Consider the following 21,858-nt stretch of genomic DNA (forward strand, 5'->3'; position numbering starts at 1 on the left):
GAACCGGAGTTAATCTAAAACTATCTGACAATGCGACTTTACTCACTCTTGTTTTTGCTGTTTACCTCCGTGTTTATCGTTTTGGCTGTGCTGATGTGTCATTTCTCTTTTAATATAAAATTCCAAAAACTGATTTCCCTTCTGGTTTGAAAACCTAGTTTTTCATATAGCTTTATGGCTCCTATATTCGTATTAGCCACGTGTAAATACGGGATTTTTTGTTCGTTGAATATTTTGTCGCTGCCAAATTTTACCAACTGTTTTGCGTAGCCTTTTCCGGTGAAATCCGGGTGTGTAACGATAGCGCTTAATTCGGTATAAGCATCCATTTTCATTCGTTCACCAGTTACCGCAACCAGCTTTTCATCCTTATAAATACCAAAATAATTTCCTAAATCCGATGTTTTATTTTTGAAATAACCGGGTTGAACCAAATTCACAAGATTGAATAAATCGACCTTGTGAATTTCTGTTTGAAGTTCAACGATGTCCTCCATTATCTCCACATCAATTTGTTTATCAAGCACCATCTGGTTGCAAGCCAATTCGTTGTTCAGCCAAACTTTATCATTACTATTTGGTTTGTTGCCCACTACAAAAAAATTGTTCGTCAGTGAGGCATATGCTTCAATTCCGGTTGCGGTTTTGTCTGGATTTAAAAAGCCCCCAAAAGGACAATAATCTGGATGATAAAACTTGACACCGTCAAATTTCACCGCAAAATCTTTATGGGTTTCGCTCAAAGAATGCCAGGTTGGATTGTCTAATTTATTGGTCTCCATTTTTTATACTTCTATTTGATAAATTCGCGATTGCTCTTCCCACTGATGATACCCTTGCCCGATATAGCTAAATCCATATTTTTCATAATAGCCAATGTGGTCTGTACATAAGTTCAAATGTTTAAATCCAGCTAATTTTGTGTCTTCTTTTGCTTTTTCTAAAAGTAATGAACCGTAAGCATTGCCTCTGTGGTTTTCATCAATGTAAATCGCACAAACCCAAGGATACAAATCCATTCTACTGATGAAGTCATTTGTAATTAATCCTGCACAGCCAATGATTTCTCCCTCTTTTTCCAATAAATACCATTGTGGTAAAGACTGTGTTGCCTGAATACTGTTTGAAATGCAATCTTCATAAATGATTGGAGAAATTTCTGACCAACTTTCTTGCAAGTACTTTATCGCTTTTTCTTTGTATTCGGGGTTTTGCCTAACTGATATTATTCTCATTTAAAATGCTGTATTATTATTTTGGTTTTTACTCATTATTCAAACGGTAAAACTACAAATTTTCATCCTTTACTTTTGGGAGAACTAATGGTGATGTGCATGCGACTTTTCTTCGTTCTCGCCTTTTTTTCCTTCGGTTACATCAACGGTAAAATCTGCTGTATGCACTTTTCCATCAATTTTAAACTGTGCCCACATTCTGTAAATTCCAGCCTTTTCGATTTGTGTCTGTGCAAAAACTGGAAAACGGCTGTCAGATACCGGATGAATATGCAGAAATTCTTTGCCTACTTTGCCAATCATGACGATATGGGCAGATGCGCCTAAATATTCTTGCAAATCCTTTTCGATTAATTTCTTTCCGTCTTTTTCGATGGTTATTTCCAGGTGTTGAGTTTTGTTGGTTTTAAAATCGTTTCCATTAAGAAGGGTTACGGTAAATCCATCAACTTTTGAGGTAAACTTGGTTGAAATATCATTGTTAACCGGACTGCTTTTTCCCTGCACTTCAATTTCCTGCTTGTTCAAAAGTGACTAGGCAAACTGACAAGCCCAACAATGTATTGATTACCTTTTTCATCGTTCCAAATTATTTTATAGGTTCAATTTTGAAACCAGCTTTTTGCACTGCTTCTATCACTTTTTGTTCGTAATTCCTTCAGACTTTAAGGTGAGGATTTTCTCTCTATTGGCAGTGTCCACCTCCCATTGCCCGATACCTTCGGCATCATTTAAAAAAGGGGTTACTTTTGCTACGCAGCTGCTACAATTGATATTTGTCTTGAATTGTAAATTCGTATTTTCCATTTTTATTTATTTTAAATTATTTGTTGGTACAAAGTTGCGCCAAATAACACGATTTCTTTTGCGGTTTTTGGGGTTTGATTTGTAAGATTTACTGATTGCAGATTTGTATTGTTACCGATATTGGAGGCATGGTCTCTAATTACAGATAATGTATGTATCCAATTTTAGCCAGGTAAATACAGTTGTCGCAGTTATCATATTCAATAATAGACTGAGCAGGGTGTTCGAAATTAGCTTTTAAAAAGGCTTCGGAAAACAAAGCGTAGGGCGGAAACTTCGCAATATGGTTTTTGAGCATTTGATGCGCTTCTACAACTGTTGCTCCATATAATTTTTCAAACTTGCCAATTTTATATTGGGTAAAAGCACCATAATGCACAATAATTTTTAATGATAAGGAAATTTCCATAGTAAGCTCCAATGATAACCTGGCTAACTCTTTTTTGAAATTCTGGTACATTACTACAATCAGGGCTATCGTATCCTCAAACGAGGGGATTTTGCGGTACTTGTAAAACAATACCGCATCTCCCTCAATCTCTGAAACTTTAAATAAAAGGTTGTTGCTGTCAATTATTGATTTCAGAAGATTCTTCTGCCGGTTTATATTTTGATTTCAGAGGCAAGATTTGGCTAATCCTTTTTTCAGAGTATCAAATGCGGCATTTTCAAGACCTTTTGCTTGCGAAAACTTTGAAAGAATAGCTACCCATTGCGTCATTTTATCCAAATCTTTATAGTCTGCTTTGCGGCTTTTAAATGTATTTGGTGTACTTGCTATTAAATCGTCTATTGTTTTGAATTTCAGCTCCATACCTTCTAATTTATTTCTTATTGCTATAGCTATGATATGACTTTTCATTATACCAAATTTACTTTTTTTTGATTATTTGGTACCCTAAGATCTCTAATTTTAAAATGTTATTTTCAGAAAGAGTAATGGAATTAAAAATTATACTTGACATTAAAGCCTGTAAAAAAATACGCCTTATTTGGTCCGGGATTCACATCAGTATAAACAGAAGAATCATTATATTGATTATCCAGATCCGTATCGTTAATACTGTTTCCGTAAAAAAGAAAAGTGTAATTAATCTGATTGGTTAAATTATTTCCAAGAACAAAAATATCTACATCAAACTTATTGAAAGTATGTTTATAACCAATTTTAGAATTTAAGAGTCCAAAACTTTTTACTTTGTTAGAATTGGCAAAATCAGTATAAACACTGCCCATAAAATTATATGTATTCTGCCAATACAAACCTATTTTAGTTTCAAAATCCAAGCCTAAAGAAAATTTTGTTTTAGGAACTCCAACTACATTTTTATTATCATAAATATGCACCTTTGGTTCCGAGTCACCTTCCTGCAAATAAGTACTGAATTTAGAATATTTAAAATCATTGTATGTGTAGCTTGCAAAAGGCTGAAGTTTTGTAAAAAAAGAGTTTTTCGGTTTATAAGAATAACCTGCACTCAATTCCAATCCTCTATTTTCCTGATCTCCTGTGTTTGCCCAATATGAATATGACGTCTGCTCATCATTTGGAATCATCCCTCTCAACTGAGTCAATTTATCTTTAATATTAATATTGAATAAAGAAAACTGATAATCTATAGAAGTATTTCCAAGCAATCCCTGAACGCTAAAATCCCACATTTTTGCCTTTTCCGCAATGAGATTGTCATTTGTAACATTAAGGCCTGAAATAAAAGACGTGGCAGAAGTTGGCGCATTGTAACCTTCACTATAACTAAGATTAATAATTTGATCTTTCCATATTTTCTGTAATGCAAAATGTGGTGTCGCAACAGCCTTAAATTTCTTATCAAAAGACAAATTTTTACCATATAAATCGACATTATCAACTAAAAAAAGACCCGGAACAGCAAGCAAATCTTCTCTGTTATAACTGATCTGATTGATACTTAATCCTGCTACAAGCATCAATTTCCATGGTTTGTAAGTCAGTTTTTCAACAGCAAAATAATTGGATTGATTATTTAAGTATTTAAAATATGAACCTTTATACAAAGGTTTTAGAATTGGATCTTGCGTAATTTTTACACTTTCGAATCTATAATTGGAAATCAAAGACCGCGACTGTTGAATTTCAGTTCCAAATTCTGTACGGCTATTGAAACCGTCCCAATCTTTGTCGAAAACAAAAACTGATCTGACTCCATAATTGGACGCAGATGAAGTCTCATAAGCACCTGCAGCAATTCTGTCACCTGTAGTTCCGGTATAAAATATGGTAGTATTATTACTTAAATTCTCGTTTATTTTCCAAGCGTGGCCTATTCCAACTCTCGAAGTAATAAATTTTGTTTTCGCGCCCCTTCTGATGTAAGCAAAATTTCCGTTGTCAATACCGTTGTAATAATCATCGTAAGAAATTTGTCCCGAAACCTGTTCCAAAGAATTCCCATGAGAGCCCAGCAAAGTGATTTTTTGATTTTGATTCAGTTTAAACTCTCCGTTAATATTATAGAAATTTTTATTAGTCTTTCCATGTGGACGATAACCGTCGCTTCCGATGTGTGTGTAATTTGCTGTTAAAGAATGATTTTCACCAACATTTGTAGCAGAAGTAGAAGTTTGGAACAACCCAAATGAACCTGTATTAAACTGCTCCGAAATAGAAGTTCCTTTTTGAGATTCCGGCTTTATATACAGTCGTACCGCACCGCCGGAACCACCGCCATACAATGTTGCCGCAGGACCTTTTATAACATCCATTTGATTAATTAAGCCAAAATTGATATCATCCAGAATCGTAACACCATCTGCGCCAGTAAGAGGAATGTTATTTAAATATATTTTAATGCCCCAATTGTTGAACTTTTGATCGTTTCCGTATCCTCTGAGTATGATTCTTTGCCCGCCAAGCAGCGTTCTTTTTTCCACTTGTACACCAGCCATCGTGTTTAAGCTTTGTTCAATAAACGCAGGATTATTACGATTAATCTCATATTCTGAAATAATCTCTGTAGATTGTGCGTGTTTTTTAAATTCTTCGCGCTCTTTTATTATTTTTGATCTTGCCTTAATGATTATTTCATCAATTTCTTTTACATTTTCCTGTGCATTTGCAAATCCCATTAATCCTAAAGAGAAAAGAATTATGTAATTTTTTGTCATTAATTTTGATATTACAAAACAAAAAGGTAAAGAATCCCTTACCTTTTTATTTATTTTAAAGTTTAAATATTTATTTTCTTATGATAATGGAAGTGTAAACAATATTTCCATTTTGTACAGCCTTTAATACGTAATCACCTTTTATAAGGCTTTCTATATTAAACTCTTCATCAGATTTTATATTCTTTTTTGTCATAACCAATTTGCCTGAAACATCGTACACTTCAATATCCATAGGCTTTCCGTTAGCAAGTTTCACATGAATTGGACCTCTGGTAGGATTCGGATACACCTGATTCTTAATAAAATCATGTGACGCTTCATTAGCAGCTAGATTTACGTCGTCAATCTTGGTCGTGAAAGCCCCTCTTCCATAAGTTACAGCTAAAATTGTTTTATCCGATGAACGGTAATCAAAATGATCTACCTTAAACTTACCTAAACCATCAGAATACAATCCCCATGTTGGTGAAGCAGCCTGAAAATCAGCAGTTCCCCAAACACCATAATAAGTTCCTAAAATAACCTCATTATTATCCTGAGGATTCATAAAAATAGCTTTTACAGGAATATCCGGAAGATTACCTTCTTTAGAAACCCAAGTTGTTCCACCGTCAATACTATAAAATACACTTGTTTTATTAAAATTGGAAACAGTTACCATGATTTCATTTTCAGAAGCTCCCAATTTGATGTCAGAAATATATCCACCAAAATCATAATTGATTTGCGAAGAACTGTGTGTTGCATTCGCATTGGTAACTTTGTATAATTTTCCAGTTGACAAACCAACAAAAAGAGTTGAACTTGCAGTAGTATAAGGAGATACAAAAATATCGGTTACAAATTCTCCCGCTGTTACCGTTGCAATTGTCAACTGGGTTCTTGTAAGGCTTAACGGCACACTTGTAAGGCCACTTACTCTGTTAAGCACAATAGATGCTGAAGATGAAGAATTTGCATTAGTATACGCAATATCCAAGTTTTTATCTAGTGCAAGAGGATTAATAAATTGTCCTGCATCTCTTTGAGTGCTTGAATTTAAAAGGTAATATGTTCCTTGAGAATTAAAAAGATAATGATTATTGTAAACATAAGATGCAATATGATACAGACCTTGATCATCATAAGCCGTATAAGCTCCGTCTCCTCCCCAAACTTCAGAAGACGCATAAAAGTTATTAGCCAAAGCAGCGCCTGAAAGTCTCTTTGTACCATTGTCTTGTGCGCCAAGAATCATATCTTCATTTGCAAATGTAGCAGTTGGATTTAAAGTACCATGATAAAACTGAGTAATGTTGAGACGCTTGTTTCTTACATCAACAGCTGTATTATTGGCAAGATTATTTTTATCTGCCGCAAAGAAAATACCGCCATCATTACCCATTACAAATTGGCTCGGATTTCTTGGGTTAAAAACCAGCGCATGTTGGTCTGCATGTACTACAGGAATACTGGCAGCTGCCAGTGCATTATTATTTGACCATTTGGTATATTGCGTCCACGTTGCACCACCATCTGTACTTTTATATGAATCTATACCTCCTACATAAACATGTTCATCATTTTCAGGATCTGTCTCGATCACCAAATCGTAAAACGCCTGCCCTCTTGTAAAGTCAGTATCTGACTGTCCTGTATCGATGGGATTAGGTAACGTAATTCCTGATCCTGCAATATTTGTAGAAATCCATGTGGTTCCGCCGTCTGTTGTTTTTGCTATTCTTACAGGCTCTGTACTGGCTGCTCCTTGCATCAATGCATAAGCCTTTAACGGATTTGTATTGGAAACTTCTACCATTACCCTTGAGCCAATATTACCTACATCATATACATTTGTAAAAGTAGCACCATGATCAGTTGATTTGAAAATTTTACCACCAGAGCTAGATGAGCCGACATAACTTCGTCTGGTTGATACCCAGATTGAATTATCTGTACCCACTTCTATATCCTGAATATCATACCCTTGAGTAGTGGTTGAAAGCAAACTATTTAATAATGTAAAGTTTGTACCATCTGTAGATTTATATAATCCGGATTCATATAAACCAGCAAACGAAACATTCCCAGACATATCTCCGTAATACGTTCCTGCAACACCAGCGTAAACTTCTGAAACTCCGTTATTATTAACAACTTGTATGTCGGGTACACTATAAATACCTTTTTTTACACCATTAGAGGCGTATCCATTTTCTATATTGAATATCTGTTGCCAGGTTGCACCTCCGTCGGTGGTTTTCCAAATACCTAATCCGCTAACATCGCCTGTTTCAACTTCTCCCGTTCCTACATAAAAAATCTGCGGATTGTTTGGATCTGAGGTTATACAAGATATGCTGGTATTCGACCAAAACCCGTCTACCAATGTCCATTCAGAAGTAGCATTTGTAATATCATTATTGTACCATAACCCACCGGAAACACCTCCTGCCCAGACTTTTTTACCTGTAACATCATTTGGATCAAACATAATTCCTCTTACTCTTCCTCCAACTTCATAAGGTCCTCTTTCTACCCATAAATTGGGAATATTCCTGCCGGAGACATTGCCATTAACCCCATTAAACATTTTTAGCTTTTTGTCAGAATTAAACTTCCCCGCCTTTACTTTTTTATCAAGTTCAATGTATTTCTGGTTGTTTACCGTGCCAGTTTCCGGATCCATAATGGCTATAAAGTCCTGTAAATAGTATTCATCAGGTGGCTTTTGATTATGCTCTTTAGCATATTGGGCATTTTTTTTGAAAGCTTGTGTAGCATCTTTAATGTGTTTCAGATACTTTTCATTTGCTTTTGAATTTTTAATCTCTTCTTTTTTTGGCACTTCTTGTGCATTCAAAAGAAATGAGGCTCCTAAGAGACTCGTTAAAAGAAATAATTTTAACTTCATATCATTTTTTAGTTAATAAAAATATAATTTTTTATTGAAAAATAAAGTTTTATAACAAAAAAAATTATTCTGGTAATTTTTCTCCATTTAATAATACTTTATTATTGCTATTCTTACTGAAATTTACTTTTTGCTTTATTTGTTTTCTGTTTTTTATGTTTTCTGAAATCAAGTATGCACTATTAAGATCAAAAATTTCGTTTGCAGCTGGATTATGGATTTCACCATTCACATTTATGGTTGGTTGAGAAGATTCTGGAAGATAAATTCCCTTTAGATGTATTATATCTTTTTTATTTTCTTGTTTCAATGGTATTTTTACATTTCCTATTAAAAGATATTCAGGCTGTATTTTTGCATTTTTCTTTACAATAAGATCAAAATTTTCTGATCTTGCACCTTTTACACCTCCCAATATTGTTGAATGAATTGCATCAATCACTCTGTAATGCTGAGCCGAACAACTGTTGAAAAAAAATATTATCAAAATGCAACCTATTACTTTCATATTAATTGTTTTTATTTGAAAAATGGAAATTTACAAAAAAAAATACTTACATAAGTATACAACTATTAAAAAATTCAATCTGATAATATAATACCGTTTACTTATCAATAAAATTTAACTTCTTAAATCTTTTTACAATTCAAATATCACTTTATACTTTTCTTTTCCTGTTTTATATTACTTTTAACAATTCATTTTGTTCAAATTAAGTATCTTCGCTTTTTAAAATTTTGATCGAATGAAGAAGATTATTTCAGGATTATTTATTTTTATCGCCATATTTACTTTTGCTCAGGACGAAATTCAGTTTCTTGATGTACCTTTTAAAGACCTTATCGCCAAAGCAAAAAAGGAAAATAAAATAGTTTTCGTTGATGCTTATGCGTCATGGTGCGGGCCTTGTAAAATGATGGAGAAAAACATCTTTACAAAAAAATCTGTAGGCGATTTCTATAATAAAAACTTTGTAAACGCAAGAATTGATATGGAAAAAGGTGAAGGAAAAGAAATCGCCGCAAGATTCGGTGTTCGCTCCTATCCTACTTATCTATTTTTGAACGGCGATGGCGAGCTGATTTCTCAGAATTACGGTTACATGGAAGAAAGTATGTTTTTGGCAATGGCACAAGACATCAATTCTCCCGACAACAAAAAAGGATCGTTAAAAGAACGTTTTGAAAAAGGTGAAAAAAGTACTGATTTTTTGATCAATATTATGAAACTGAATTCAACCTCCGATTTTGAATTTGCAAAAAAAGCTTCAGAAAGATATTTTGAAAACAAAAATAAAACCGAAGCACTTTCAAAAGAAGATATCGGCTATCTTTTATATTTTCTAAAATCTACGGAAGATCCGAATTATAAAGTATTTACATCAAGAAAAGCAGAAATCATCAAGTTTTTGCCTGAAGAAACTTATAATGAATTTAATAATCAGATTGTTCTTTCAAAAATAATTAATGAATCGATTGACGATAAAAATAAAAAAATCAATGATTCTTATTTCTTGAAAACCGCCGAACCGCTTGTCGGAAAAGAGGCCGCTTTGGCAAAATTAAATCAAACCAAGCTTAGCTTTTATGAGCAGAATGCCAATTTTCCGGAATACGAAAAAGCAGCATTGGATTATTATAAAAATTCAGATGTATTCGAACCAAACGAACTACTGAAAGCCGCCTGGATATTCTCAGATAACGTAAAAAACCAATCATCATTAAAGAAAGCCGCAGAATGGGCCGAAAAATCTGTAATGCGTGGTGAAACTTCTGAAAACACTTACATTCTGGCAAAAATATATTTCCTTCTCGGAAATAAAGATACAGCAAAAAACTTTGCCGAAATGTCTAAAAATATTGCTGTACAATCTGGGAAAGATGCCACTTTAGCTCAGGAATTGTTGAATAAAATTAAATAAATACGTTTTGAAACATAACCTTTCTATTGCCGCTCTGACTTTATTTTCAATACTAAACTTAAAAGCACAGGAAATAACGCCTAAAAAAGAAAATGCGCTTTATGTAAAAGCGAACGCAGTATTTTTACCAATCGGTATCCTTAATGCAGGTTTGGAATATCAGATCAGTCCAAAATACACTTTGCAAGGCGATATTTTCATTTCCCCATGGAAATCTTTTGCAGGTCATGAACTTCAATATTATTCTGCATCCATTGAAGGCAGATATTATTTTAATGAAGCCTTTAAAGGTTGGTATTTAGGGGCAAATATTGGAGTATCATCTTTTGTTTTGCAAAAATGGAACTATTGGAGTGATGATTTATTTGTTAATGAAAAAAATGAAGTTTTCGTTGAATCAAATTTATATCAAAAAGGTTATTCATTTTTAGCCGGAGTTACGGCAGGTTACCAATTCAATCTTTCTGATAAATGGAAGATGGATATTTATGGAACTATAGGAACTTCACAGGACTTTTATAAAGGTTACGATCGTACGACGGGAAAACGTTATGATGCAGCTAAGAATTACAATAAAAGTGGCGAGATCATCCCTTACAGAGGCGGCGTAATGATTTCTTATCAATTAAAATAATACAATGAAACTTTTCGGAAAAAATCACATTATCATTTTGGTCATTACTTTTGCCATTCTTTTTTTGATGAACTATCTCGGTAATGATCAGCCGGACAAGCTTGAAAGAGCTTTAATGACCGCTTTTGCCGGAGTTATAGGTTTATCAATCGGGCTTTTTATCTTAAATAAAGGCAAGAATGACAAAAATCCTCCACAGAATTTTGACTGAGAAAATGTGAATTTGTGAAATAATCAATTTAGCTTTGCTAGTCAATTTTAAAAACCTTTTCAAACAAAATTGACAAACGCAGTGAATTAACGACTATTCACAAATATTAGTCTTCGTAAATAATGTATCTGCTTCGAATTTTTGAGAAATTTTCCAGGTCTTTTTGCCAAGAAGCTTTTATTTCTGCTTCAGATTTTCCGGCAATGATCTGCTTTCTCAATTCATCACTTCCGGCTAATGTATCAAAGAAAAGGTTTTTAAGGAAAAAGTTTTGTTGAGGATTCTTGTAATTTTTATAAGCTTTAATCAGCCATTCTAAATTCAGTCCTCTTAAATCTTGAGAATAGTTGGAAAGATTTTCACCATAACATAATTGACCATTTAAGAAAGGATCTTTAGCGCCAAAATTCGGTTTTGGAGTGAACTGAAAAGGTAAACTTTCCGTCCATGGCGAACCATAAATCTGAAATGGCAAATCTGTTCCTCTTCCGACAGAAACCTGCGTTCCTTCAAAAAAACATAAGCTCGGATACAAATTGATCGATTTTTCGTTGGGTAAATTCGGCGAAGGTTTATCCAAAATTTCATAACGTTGTTTTTTATGATAATTCTGCATCGGAATTAAAGTATATTTTGCCTGAACTCCGTTTTTCAGCCATTTTTCGCCATTCACCATTTTTCCATATTCCCCGATCGTCAAACCATAAACGACAGGAACCGAATGCATTCCGACAAAACTTGTCCATTTTTCTTTCAAAACCGGTCCGTCAATATATCCGTCATGCGGATTGGGTCTGTCTAAAACCAAAACTTCAACATTGTTTTCTGCGCCGGCTTCCATTAAATACGTTAAAGTTGAGATATAAGTATAAAATCTCACTCCAACATCCTGAATATCAAACAAAACAATATCTAAACCTTTTAATTGCTCGGGTTTTGGCTTTTTATTAGGTCCATAAAGAGAAATAATAGGAATTCCCGTTTTCACGTCTATTCCGTTCTTTACTTTCTCACCTGCATCTGCATCACCTCTGAAACCGTGTTCGGGAGCAAAAATTGTTTTTATTTTTATACCGTTTTTCACCAGATAGTCTACAAGATGGGTTTTATCTTTCATAAGTCCCGTTTGATTGGTAACAATACCTATTGTTTTATTTTTTAATAAAGGTAAATACATCTCGGGACGATCGGCGCCGGCACTAAAACAGTCTTTATCTTGGGTTTGAGAATAATAAGGGTTGAATACTCCTAAAAAAATTAGGCAAATAAGAAGTAAATTTTTAATTTTGAGATCTAAATTCATAAGCTTGAAATTTCCTTTATATTTCTCTAGAAAAATAGCGTTTTCCAAAGATAACAAAAATAACCTTTCGCGGGTTATCATCTTCATCGGCAGACTTTCTGTTGCTTTAGGGATCATTGTTTCTTTAATTACTGTAGCCACAGGTTTTGGCTCAAAAAAAGCAATCAAGGAAAGATTGGCAGATTTCAGCGGGCACATTACCGTAAAATCCACAAGGTCCAACTCTTCTTACAACACTTCGGTTTTAGATAAAGAAGGATTAAATATTTCGAAAATACAAAATCTGGAAGATGTAAATAATGTCCAAAAATACGCAACAGTAACAGGAATCATGCGTAACGAACATAGTTTCGCAGGAATCATCTTTAAAGGAGTCGGAAAAGATTTTGACAGTTTAAGGTTTAAAAAATTTCTGATTTCTGGTACGAGTCCTAAAGTAACCGAAGAAGGATATTACAACGGAGTCACAATCTCCGAAAAAATAGCAAATGACCTTCAGCTGAAAGTACACGACAGCATTGTCACCGTATTTGCAAAAGAAGATCAAAAGCAGATCTACAGAAATTTTGAAGTGGTCGGAATTTATAAAACAGACATCAAAATGATTGATGAGCAATTCGTAATCGGCGGCATCAATCATGTAAGAAAAATTCAGGAAATGAAACCCGGAGAAATTGGCGGTCTTGATATTTTCCTTAAAAACGTAAACGATATCGATAAAGATTTTCCAGAAATCGAAAAGCTGATCGGCTATAAAAATTACGCAGAAAAAGCAACCGACAAATTCCCGCAAATCACTGACTGGATCAGTATTTTCGACGTGAATATTGCGTTAATTATCGCCATTATGCTGATTGTAGTAATCATTAATATCATCATGGTTCTTCTGATTCTTATTATTGAAAGAACCAATTCTATCGGTCTTCTGAAAACTTTAGGAGCCACCAACGGGCAAATCAGAGCTACTTTTATCAATTATACATTAATTATCATGATTCCCGGTCTTTTATATGGAAATGCAATCGGAATTGGGCTTTTGCTGCTTCAAAGGTTTTTTGGTTTTATTAAACTGAATCCTGAAAATTATTATGTAAGTACAGTTCCTGTTGATTTGAATCCGATTGCGATCATTTCTATTTCGGCAGGTATTTTATTTATTTCCGGGTTGGCATTGATTATTCCGAGTTATCTGATCAGTAAAATTTCTCCTGTGAAATCTATAAAGTATAATTAAATCTTTAGAATTATCTCTAATTTCTTATTATTTAAAATTTGACCATTAAGTTTTTAATAAGGAATTAAGAATATTAAGCCAACTTGTTTTAAGTTGAGATTGCTTCGTCGCTTCGCTCCTCGCAATGACAAGAAAAGTGCTAATTAATAATAGATTATTCTGAATGACAAACGATCATAAAGTGATTATTAATAATTTTTAAATCATAATTGGTAATTATTTGAAAGCTGTATCTTTGCAGCGCATATAAAACATTATGAAATACGCAGAAAATATACTCGAAACCATAGGAAATACGCCATTAGTAAAACTGAACAAAGTTTTAGGAGAAGATTTTCCGGCATTGGTTTTGGCAAAAGTAGAAACCTTCAATCCAGGGAATTCAGTAAAAGACAGAATGGCCGTGAAAATGATTGAAGACGCCGAAAAAGACGGCAGATTAAAACCCGGCGGAACCATTATTGAAGGGACTTCCGGAAATACGGGAATGGGATTGGCTCTTGCAGCGATCATTAAAGGTTACAAATGTATTTTCGTGACCAATTCGAAACAATCAAAAGAAAAATGTGATATTCTCCGCGCTGTCGGTGCTGAAGTAATTGTTTGCCCGACAGACGTAAAACCTACAGATCCGCGTTCTTATTATTCGGTTTCCAAAAGATTGGCTACTGAAACTAAAGATGGCTGGTATGTAAATCAATACGATAATTTATCAAACAGAGCTGCTCATTACGAATCTACCGCACCTGAAATCTGGGAACAAACAGACGGAAATTTGACCCACTTTGTTGTCGGAGCCGGAACTGGAGGCACAATTACAGGTTGCGGAATGTTTTTCAAGGAGAAAAATCCGAATATTAAAATCATTGGCGTTGATACTTACGGTTCTATTTTGAAGGAATTTCATGAAACCGGTGAACTTCATTACGATCACGCTTATACTTACATTACAGAAGGAATTGGTGAAGACATTATTCCTGAAAATTATGATATGTCGATCATCGATCATTTTGAAAAAGTAACGGATAAAGACGGTGCAATCTACGCCAGAAAATTAGCAAAAGAAGAAGGAATTTTCTGCGGATATTCTGCTGGAAGCGCGATCGCTTCTTTGGTTCAGATGAAAGATCAATTTACCAAAGATGACGTGATTGTTGTACTTCTTCACGATCATGGCTCAAGATATGTCGGGAAAATCTACAATGACGACTGGATGAAAGAAATGGGCTGGCTGTAATCGACTTTTCATTATAAAAACAAAAATCAGGATAATTTTTATCCTGATTTTTTATTGCTTAATATTTTTCTTTACAGTTTGTTTTAGTAAATCATAATCGCCTTTAGTCATCGATTTTCTCGGAAACATATAATTGTATTTTCCTTCCAGAGAAACAAACTCATTATTGATTTCAAAATATTTAAAATCTTCCCATTTGCTTAATTCTTCCTGACTATTGAGGTTTACATTAAAAACTTCATCATCAAATGTGATCTCATATATTTTTGAATTTTCCAATGATTTTAAATAGCCGTTGACTTGTTTTTTCCATCTTGAAACTTTATTGATACCCAAAGAAAGGTAAACCGTACAAAGCAGAAACAAAAAGCTTACGAAATATAAAATACCAAATTTTTCCTTGCTTAAATCACCTTTGAAATAAAATAAAATCAACAAAATCAACGCTACAATAATGCTCGTAAATGTTTTTCCTCTTGTTGTTGGTGAAAAAAATAAATTTCCCTGATTTCCGCTAAAGTAAATTTCTTCGAAATCTTTTCTGTTTACATTTAATTTAATGGTTTTTCCTCCGTTCATTTCTAAGAAATATTAATTTGTTTTTGAAGATTACAAAACTAAATCAAATATCTTCATATTTATCACTTATTGCGGACAATTTATTCATTAATTCACGGTTTTTTTGTTTTAAATCGTTCATTTTTGTTAGCATATCATGGATTACTTCCAAGCCGGGAATATTGATTTCCAGATCGTAATGCCAGTTTGCAAATTTTTCAAAAACCGGAAGATCTTCATATAATAAATATCTTCTTTCGTTTTCCGTCTGCACACTCAAAAGTCCGAAATCAACCAATTCATCAAAAAAAGTGATTTCAATATTGTATATTTTTACGAGCTCTTCTCGCGATATTCTTTCACTCATGACTTAGGAATTTTTAAGTTGTTGAAAAAGTTCTTTCTGCTTTTCGGTGAGATTTGTTGGCAATTTCACCTCGTAAGTCACAAACAAATCACCAAATTGTCCGTCTTTTTTGTATACAGGAAAACCTTTGCCTTTTAGTCTCACCGTCATTCCGTTTTGAGTTTCGGGCTTTACTTTAAGATTGACACTTCCGTTAAACGAATTCACTTTTACGTCTCCGCCTAAAACCGCCGTATACAGATCGATCGAAATTTTGGTTTTCAGATCATCACCAATTCTTTCAAAATCCGGATCAACTGCAATATTAAAAGTGATATATAAATCTCCGCTTGGTCCGCCATTAAAACCCGGGCTTCCGTGTCCTTTTAATTTAATTTGCTGGCCGTCGTAAACGCCTGCAGGAATTGTAATTCTTACTTTTTTACCATTAATATCAAAAGTTTGCTGATGCGTTGTTGCAGCATCCTTTAAACTTAAATTCAATTCAGCGTGAATATCCTGTCCTTTGAATTTTCCTGAAGCGCTTCCACGTGAGCTTCTTCCGAAACCGCCGCCAGCTCCGCCAAACATGCTTTGAAAAAAATCTGAAAAATCTTCACCTTCACCAAAATCAGCACCGGAAAATCCTCTGCTTTGATTTTGATATTGTCTTTGTTGTTGCTGAGCTTTTTCGTATTCTTCACCTTGTTTCCAGTTTTCTCCGTATGTATCGTACTTTGCACGGTTTTCAGGATTACTGAGAACTTCATTGGCTTCATTTAATTCTTTGAATTTTCGCTCGGCTTCTTTATCACCTGGATTAAGGTCCGGATGCAGTTTTCTTGCCAACTTTCGATACGCTTTTTTAATGTCGTTCTGCGATGCGTTTTTATCTACGCCTAAAATTTTATAGTAATCTATATAAGCCATAGAAACGATTATTTACTCAAATTTAACAAATTTCAAACCGAAAATAAGATAATCGAATGTTAAATAAAACTATCTTTGATAAAAAACCTGCATGAAAGAAGTGTTTAAAAACTACTCAGGAATTATACTTTTACTTTTCGGAATCACGGTTGGAAGCATCATCGGAATTGTCGCCCCAAATATTGTTGATTATATAAAACCTTTAGGAGATATTTTTCTGAATTTACTTTTTGTGAGTGTGGTTCCTTTGGTATTTTTTGCGGTTGCAAATTCTATTGCTTCTTTGGAACAACAATCGAAATTTGGCAGAATCATTTTGACCATGTCGCTTACTTTTCTTTTGTTTATACTTATCGCAGCTATTTTTACCATTTGTGTGGTTTATCTTTTTCCTGTTTCCGGTGTTTCGGGAAGCACTGAAATCATTGCTGAAAATGCAGGTCAGGATACTTGGGGGAACAGAATTGTAAGTTTTTTCACTGTTGGAGAATTTACCGAATTATTTTCCAGAAAAAATATGCTGGCTCTTCTGATTTTTGCTTTTCTTACAGGTTTTGCCGCAAGAAAATCGGGCGAAAACGGAAAACCATTCAGAGTTTTTATTGCTTCAGGCTATGAAGTGATGAAAGAATTGCTTTTACTGGTAATGAAATTAGCACCAATTGGTTTGGGTGCCTATTTTGCGTATCAGGTTTCAACTTTAGGTCCTCAGCTTTTTGGATTTTATGCTAAGCCTTTAGGATTATATTATATTGCAGGAATTATTTATTTCATTGTGTTTTTTTCATTGTATACTTTTGCGGCAAACGGACAAAACGGTGTCAAAAGCTTCTGGAAAAATGCAATTTATCCTACGCTTACGGCTTTGAGTACTTGCAGCAGTTTCGCAACAATGCCTACAAATTTACTGGCTGCTTCAAAAATCGGTATTCCGGCACCTATCGCCAACTTGGTGATTCCGATCGGGACGACTTTACATAAGAACGGCTCGTCAATGTCTTCGATTATTAAAATTTATGTCGCATTTTTAATTATCGGAAGAGACTTTTTTGAACCTTCAAACCTTTTATTAGCTTTAGGAATTACCGTGTTTGTAAGTATTGTTGCAGGCGGAATTCCGAATGGCGGATATATTGGCGAAATGCTGATGATTTCTGTGTATCAGCTGCCGCAGGAAGCAATTCCTGCCGTAATTATTATAGGAACATTGGTTGATCCTCTGGCTACAGTTCTCAATGCTGTCGGAGATATTGTGGCGGCAATGTTTGTGAATCGATTTGTAAAGGTTTGATTTTATATTCTAAAAGTACTCCTTAGAAGCTCAAATTTAAGCTTATTTTTTTAGTAATTATTGTTTTTAACACAACACAATAAATAAAATACATTAATAATTAATATAAAATGAAATAAATAAACCACTAACCATATAAAAATTAATATAGTTTACTTTTTAAAAAAACATTAATTTATTTTAAACATTTTCACTATAAAAGATTATTTTTGACATTGATAATCCAATCCTTTTTTTATAACAAAAAAGCAATATTATATGTCAAAAATTTTTACTTTTTTTATTCTCTTCTTGATCAGTTTGGGTTTTACTCATCAGCTTTATGGTCAGGCAGCGACACTACCTTACTCGCAAAATTTTGCGACTAGCAACGATTTCACCTTTGTGAATGGAACCGAACCTAATAAATGGTTTTATGGTCCCGCAACAGGGAATACAGCAAATTCCATTTACATTTCCAATGATAATGGTGCTACTAACGGTTATGATAATAATAACAATTCAGTAGTTCAGGCTTACAGAGATATTACAATTCCTGCAGGTACAACGGCTGCCACACCGGCAACTTTATCATTTGACTGGAAAGCGGATGGAGAATCTTGTTGTGATTACTTGAGAGTTTGGCTGGTTCCGGCTACTTTTACACCTACTGCCGGTACTCAAATTGGTGCTGGTGGCGGAAGGATACAGCTGGGAGGTAATTTAAACCAACAAGCAGGATGGCAATCTTATCTTAACATCAATGTAAACTTAGCAAGTTTCGCAGGAAATACAATGCGCTTAGTATTTGAATGGAGAAACGACGGCAGTGTAGGTGACCCTCCTTCCGGGGCTATCGACAATATTAATTTATTGATTCCTACTTGTCCAACTCCTACAGCAATGGGGGTGCCAACAATTACTTCAAATAGTGCGACGATCAACTGGACTGCAATTGCACCCGCTCCTGCAAATGGTTATGATTATTATGTGTCAACTAATCCTGCAGCTCCTACGCAAACTACTGCTCCTACAGGAAATACTGCTGCAACATCAGTTAACTTGACCACTTTAACACCAAATACTAATTATTTCTGGTGGGTACGATCTGTTTGTAGTGCCACAGATTCCAGTATTTGGGTTGGCGGACCAAATTTTACTACAACTCAGATTCCGGCAACTCTTCCGTATGCTCAGCCATTCAATACCAACGATTTTGGATTTGTAAACGGAGCTGAGCCTAATAAATGGTTTTATGGCGCAGCAACAGGTAATACACCGAACTCTATTTATATTTCAAATGATAATGGTGTTACTAACGGCTATGATAACGGCAGCAATTCGGTAGTTCAGGCTTACAGAGATTTTACAATTCCTGCAGGTACAACAGCTGCTACACCGGCTATTTTATCATTTGACTGGAAAGCGGACGGAGAATCTTGTTGTGATTATTTAAGAATTTGGTTGGTTCCGGCTTCTTTTTCGCCTACAGCCGGCGTACAAATTGGCGCAGGCGGCGGAAGAATACAGCTTGGAGGTAATTTAAATCAACAATCAGGATGGCAATCTTACCTGAATACCAATCTGAATATATCAAGTTTTGCAGGAGCAACCATGCGTTTAGTATTTGAATGGAGAAATGATGGCAGTGTAGGCACTCCACCTTCGGGTGCCATCGATAATATTAATTTATTGATTCCTACTTGTAAAGTTCCTACAGGCACGGGAGTAACGACAATTACGTCAAATAGTGCTACAATCAGCTGGACTGCAACTGTACCTCCTCCTGCGAATGGTTATCAGTATTATGTATCAACCAGTCCTGTACCTCCTACACAAACTACTCCTCCTACAGGAAATACTACTGCAACATCAGCTATACTGAATACTCTGACGCCAAATACTACGTATTATTGGTGGGTACGCGCTGTTTGTAGCGCTACAGATTCCAGTATTTGGATTAATGGGCCTAGTTTTACAACGACTCAGATTCCGGCTACTATTCCATATGTCCAGCCTTTCAATACCAATGATTTTGGATTTGTAAACGGTGGCCAAACAAATAAATGGACTTTTGGTTCTGCAACAGGAAATACAGCAAATTCCATTTATATTTCGAATGATAATGGAACTTCTAACGCTTATAATGTTACTTCTAATTCGGTAGTTCAAGCTTATAGAGACATTGCCGTACCGACAGGTACTACAAATGCAACTTTCTCTTTTGACTGGAAAGCAGTTGGAGAAACATGCTGCGATTATTTAAGAGTTTGGTTGGTTCCTTCTTCATTCACACCTACTGCAGGCGCCCAAATTACTGCAGGGACAGGAAGAATACAAATATTAGGAAACTTAAATCAGCAGGCAACTTGGCAATCTTACCTGAATACCAATTTAAATATATCAAGTTTTGCAGGCTCTACAATGCGTCTTATTTTTGAATGGAGAAATGACGGAAGTGTGGGTACTCAACCGCCGGCTGCTATTGACAATATAAGACTTGTTGTTTGTAGTAATGCTACTCCTGTGGTAACGGTCAGTAATGTTACTCACAACAGTGCTACATTGACCTGGAATCAGGATGTTGGCGGAGCAACATATACTATCAGATACAGACCTGTTGGAACAGCAAACTGGCTTACAGCTTCTGTTGCTGCAGCACCAAGTCCTGCAACTACCAATACATTTACATTAACAAGTATTTTATCTGCAACACAATATGAAGTTGAAGTAGCCGCGGTATGTAATAATACTGCCGGTGGATATTCTCACAATGAATTTTTAACACGATGCGACCCTTCACCTCCAAACGTGATTATCAGCAACATTACTCCGACATCGGCTTTAGTGACGTGGAATCCGCTAGCTGCAAGCTCAACTTATATATTAAGATGGAGAGAAGTAGGAACTATAACGTGGAACACTCCTACTGTAGCTCCTCCTCCATCAAATACATATTTAATAACAGGCTTAACTTCATTTAAAACCTATGAAGTTCAGGTAGCTAATATTTGTAACGGAGAAACAACTCCTAATCCATGGTCTAATGTACAGGTATTTACAACCGAAAGAATTTGTGAAATTCCTCCTCCGGGACTTACAATCACTCAACTTACGACCACATCAGCAGAAGTTACTTGGGATCCATTCCCTGGAGCAACTTACATCTTGAGATACAGAAAAGTGGGCATTCCTGGTTGGAGCAATATTCCGGTGAATACCAATACCTATACGATCACAGGATTATTGGAATTGACGAAATATGAAATGCAGGTAGTTAATGTTTGTAACGGTACGCCGGGTAATTATACTCTGCCTTACTACTTTACGACACCAACGATAGTTTACTGCCAAATGTCATCAGCTAATTCAGCCAGCGAGTTTATTTCAAAAGTGACGGCCAAGCCAAACGGTAAACCGGAAATGATCAATGTAACGTTGGCATCCAACTATTCGGACTTTACGGGAGATAACACGAAATTCATTCAAATGGTTCAGGGTTCTTCAAACAATCAGATTATTATTGATAAAACTTTAAGTTCGGGTGCGAATGCAGGAGTTGCGGTCTGGATCGATTTCAACAGAAACGGATACTTCGATATTAATGAAAGAATTTTAGCAGACGGACCGAATAATAATCCTACCGCAAGCGCTACATTCACAGTTCCGGCTAATGCTTTTGTAAGCATGACCGATTACAAATATGTTGTGATGAGAGTGGCGATGCAAAAAGATGCTATTCCTGTAAATTGTGTAAGCTTTGCAAATGGTGAAGTTGAAGATTATACAGTGAGAATTTCTAAACAGCCGGCACCGAATGTTGTAGACGAAAATGAAATTGTGATCTATCCAAATCCTGTAAAAACGGTATTGCATGTGAAAAACATCAGCAAAAAAGGAAATTACAAAATCTACAATACAGCAGGACAGCTTATTTCAAACGGATTGATTGTGAATAACAAGATCGATGTAAGCAGACTGATCAACGGATTATATGTAATCGAAATAGAAGATGCTCAAGGATCTGTTCAGAAGAAATTTATTAAAGAATAAATAATTATAATCAATAAAGAATCCCCAAAAGTGTATAACTTTTGGGGATTCTTTTATTAGGAAAGCTTATAATAT

19 protein-coding genes are annotated in these 21,858 nt (G+C 35.0%); 7 read left to right on the forward strand and 12 right to left on the reverse strand.

Annotated elements, in window-relative coordinates; all coding sequences use genetic code 11:
* Positions 1-98: 98 nt before the first annotated feature.
* The 8 genes from AC6CHK_RS11300 to AC6CHK_RS11335 all read right to left on the reverse strand — a co-directional run bounded on the left by AC6CHK_RS11300 (position 99) and on the right by AC6CHK_RS11335 (position 8,527).
* Positions 99-782, reverse strand: a complete 684-nt coding sequence (locus AC6CHK_RS11300; RefSeq protein WP_498096150.1) for a GNAT family N-acetyltransferase — start codon at positions 780-782, stop codon at positions 99-101.
* 3 nt (positions 783-785) lie between these two features.
* On the reverse strand, positions 786-1,178 hold the full coding sequence (locus AC6CHK_RS11305) for a GNAT family N-acetyltransferase (protein ID WP_498096153.1): 393 nt from the start codon (positions 1,176-1,178) through the stop codon (positions 786-788).
* Between the two features lie 141 nt (positions 1,179-1,319).
* Positions 1,320-1,763 carry a DUF8832 domain-containing protein gene (locus tag AC6CHK_RS11310; protein ID WP_498096155.1) on the reverse strand — a complete coding sequence of 148 codons (444 nt, stop codon included), beginning with the start codon at positions 1,761-1,763 and terminating at the stop codon, positions 1,320-1,322.
* Positions 1,764-2,181: 418 nt separating this feature from the next.
* The gene (locus AC6CHK_RS11315) at positions 2,182-2,649 is read right to left on the reverse strand and encodes a DUF2652 domain-containing protein (protein ID WP_498096234.1); all 468 of its coding nucleotides are present in this window, start codon (positions 2,647-2,649) and stop codon (positions 2,182-2,184) included.
* A gap of 9 nt (positions 2,650-2,658) precedes the next feature.
* Complete coding sequence (locus tag AC6CHK_RS11320) at positions 2,659-2,904, reverse strand: hypothetical protein (protein ID WP_498096157.1); 246 nt, start codon at positions 2,902-2,904, stop codon at positions 2,659-2,661.
* Between the two features lie 83 nt (positions 2,905-2,987).
* Positions 2,988-5,189 carry a TonB-dependent receptor gene (locus tag AC6CHK_RS11325; protein ID WP_498096159.1) on the reverse strand — a complete coding sequence of 734 codons (2,202 nt, stop codon included), beginning with the start codon at positions 5,187-5,189 and terminating at the stop codon, positions 2,988-2,990.
* 70 nt (positions 5,190-5,259) lie between these two features.
* Positions 5,260-8,085 (reverse strand): T9SS type A sorting domain-containing protein, encoded by a 2,826-nt coding sequence (locus AC6CHK_RS11330; protein WP_498096161.1) that lies wholly within the window; start codon positions 8,083-8,085, stop codon positions 5,260-5,262.
* A gap of 64 nt (positions 8,086-8,149) precedes the next feature.
* Complete coding sequence (locus AC6CHK_RS11335) at positions 8,150-8,527, reverse strand: hypothetical protein (protein WP_498096163.1); 378 nt, start codon at positions 8,525-8,527, stop codon at positions 8,150-8,152.
* A 304-nt stretch (positions 8,528-8,831) separates the two neighbouring features.
* On the opposite strand from AC6CHK_RS11335, the gene AC6CHK_RS11340 reads away from it, so the two are divergent.
* From AC6CHK_RS11340 to AC6CHK_RS11350, 3 genes are read left to right on the forward strand one after another with little or no spacing between them, the layout of a single operon-like run.
* The gene (locus tag AC6CHK_RS11340; protein ID WP_498096165.1) at positions 8,832-10,007 is read left to right on the forward strand and encodes a thioredoxin family protein; all 1,176 of its coding nucleotides are present in this window, start codon (positions 8,832-8,834) and stop codon (positions 10,005-10,007) included.
* A 7-nt stretch (positions 10,008-10,014) separates the two neighbouring features.
* The gene (locus AC6CHK_RS11345; protein ID WP_498096167.1) at positions 10,015-10,641 is read left to right on the forward strand and encodes a DUF3575 domain-containing protein; all 627 of its coding nucleotides are present in this window, start codon (positions 10,015-10,017) and stop codon (positions 10,639-10,641) included.
* Positions 10,642-10,645: 4 nt separating this feature from the next.
* A complete protein-coding gene (locus AC6CHK_RS11350; protein ID WP_498096169.1) occupies positions 10,646-10,852 on the forward strand; it encodes a hypothetical protein in 207 nt (68 codons plus the stop codon).
* Positions 10,853-10,958: 106 nt separating this feature from the next.
* On the opposite strand, the gene AC6CHK_RS11355 is transcribed toward AC6CHK_RS11350, so the two are convergent.
* Positions 10,959-12,155, reverse strand: a complete 1,197-nt coding sequence (locus AC6CHK_RS11355) for an exo-beta-N-acetylmuramidase NamZ family protein (protein ID WP_498096171.1) — start codon at positions 12,153-12,155, stop codon at positions 10,959-10,961.
* Between the two features lie 4 nt (positions 12,156-12,159).
* On the opposite strand from AC6CHK_RS11355, the gene AC6CHK_RS11360 reads away from it, so the two are divergent.
* On the forward strand, positions 12,160-13,389 hold the full coding sequence (locus AC6CHK_RS11360) for an ABC transporter permease (RefSeq protein ID WP_498096173.1): 1,230 nt from the start codon (positions 12,160-12,162) through the stop codon (positions 13,387-13,389).
* Positions 13,390-13,645: 256 nt separating this feature from the next.
* Positions 13,646-14,626, forward strand: coding sequence for a PLP-dependent cysteine synthase family protein (locus AC6CHK_RS11365; protein WP_498096175.1), 981 nt, complete (start codon positions 13,646-13,648; stop codon positions 14,624-14,626).
* Between the two features lie 51 nt (positions 14,627-14,677).
* Here AC6CHK_RS11365 and AC6CHK_RS11370 read toward each other — a convergent pair whose 3' ends face one another.
* The 3 genes from AC6CHK_RS11370 to AC6CHK_RS11380 are packed head-to-tail and all read right to left on the reverse strand — an operon-like array spanning position 14,678 to position 16,460.
* Positions 14,678-15,205: a hypothetical protein gene (locus tag AC6CHK_RS11370; protein ID WP_498096177.1), complete on the reverse strand. Its 528-nt coding sequence runs from the start codon at positions 15,203-15,205 to the stop codon at positions 14,678-14,680.
* A gap of 43 nt (positions 15,206-15,248) precedes the next feature.
* Entirely contained in the window at positions 15,249-15,551 is a 303-nt protein-coding gene (locus AC6CHK_RS11375; RefSeq protein WP_498096179.1) for a chaperone modulator CbpM, read from the reverse strand.
* Between the two features lie 3 nt (positions 15,552-15,554).
* Positions 15,555-16,460 (reverse strand): DnaJ C-terminal domain-containing protein, encoded by a 906-nt coding sequence (locus tag AC6CHK_RS11380; RefSeq protein ID WP_498096181.1) that lies wholly within the window; start codon positions 16,458-16,460, stop codon positions 15,555-15,557.
* A gap of 91 nt (positions 16,461-16,551) precedes the next feature.
* Between AC6CHK_RS11380 and AC6CHK_RS11385 the strand changes: the two genes are divergently transcribed.
* Complete coding sequence (locus AC6CHK_RS11385; RefSeq protein ID WP_498096183.1) at positions 16,552-17,751, forward strand: dicarboxylate/amino acid:cation symporter; 1,200 nt, start codon at positions 16,552-16,554, stop codon at positions 17,749-17,751.
* Positions 17,752-18,009: 258 nt separating this feature from the next.
* On the forward strand, positions 18,010-21,783 hold the full coding sequence (locus AC6CHK_RS11390; protein WP_498096185.1) for a fibronectin type III domain-containing protein: 3,774 nt from the start codon (positions 18,010-18,012) through the stop codon (positions 21,781-21,783).
* Positions 21,784-21,858 lie beyond the last annotated feature (75 nt).

Source organism: Chryseobacterium sp. GQ58 (assembly GCF_059758895.1).

Excerpts from the sequence above, each read along its gene's own strand:
- AC6CHK_RS11300 (WP_498096150.1), bottom strand. The coding sequence starts at position 782 with ATGGAGACCAATAAATTAGACAATCCAACCTGGCATTCTTTGAGCGAA.
- AC6CHK_RS11320 (WP_498096157.1), bottom strand. The coding sequence starts at position 2,904 with ATGAAAAGTCATATCATAGCTATAGCAATAAGAAATAAATTAGAAGGT.
- AC6CHK_RS11325 (WP_498096159.1), bottom strand. The coding sequence starts at position 5,189 with ATGACAAAAAATTACATAATTCTTTTCTCTTTAGGATTAATGGGATTT.
- AC6CHK_RS11330 (WP_498096161.1), bottom strand. The coding sequence starts at position 8,085 with ATGAAGTTAAAATTATTTCTTTTAACGAGTCTCTTAGGAGCCTCATTT.
- AC6CHK_RS11340 (WP_498096165.1), top strand. The coding sequence starts at position 8,832 with ATGAAGAAGATTATTTCAGGATTATTTATTTTTATCGCCATATTTACT.
- AC6CHK_RS11350 (WP_498096169.1), top strand. The coding sequence starts at position 10,646 with ATGAAACTTTTCGGAAAAAATCACATTATCATTTTGGTCATTACTTTT.
- AC6CHK_RS11355 (WP_498096171.1), bottom strand. The coding sequence starts at position 12,155 with ATGAATTTAGATCTCAAAATTAAAAATTTACTTCTTATTTGCCTAATT.
- AC6CHK_RS11365 (WP_498096175.1), top strand. The coding sequence starts at position 13,646 with ATGAAATACGCAGAAAATATACTCGAAACCATAGGAAATACGCCATTA.
- AC6CHK_RS11370 (WP_498096177.1), bottom strand. The coding sequence starts at position 15,205 with ATGAACGGAGGAAAAACCATTAAATTAAATGTAAACAGAAAAGATTTC.
- AC6CHK_RS11375 (WP_498096179.1), bottom strand. The coding sequence starts at position 15,551 with ATGAGTGAAAGAATATCGCGAGAAGAGCTCGTAAAAATATACAATATT.
- AC6CHK_RS11380 (WP_498096181.1), bottom strand. The coding sequence starts at position 16,460 with ATGGCTTATATAGATTACTATAAAATTTTAGGCGTAGATAAAAACGCA.
- AC6CHK_RS11385 (WP_498096183.1), top strand. The coding sequence starts at position 16,552 with ATGAAAGAAGTGTTTAAAAACTACTCAGGAATTATACTTTTACTTTTC.
- AC6CHK_RS11390 (WP_498096185.1), top strand. The coding sequence starts at position 18,010 with ATGTCAAAAATTTTTACTTTTTTTATTCTCTTCTTGATCAGTTTGGGT.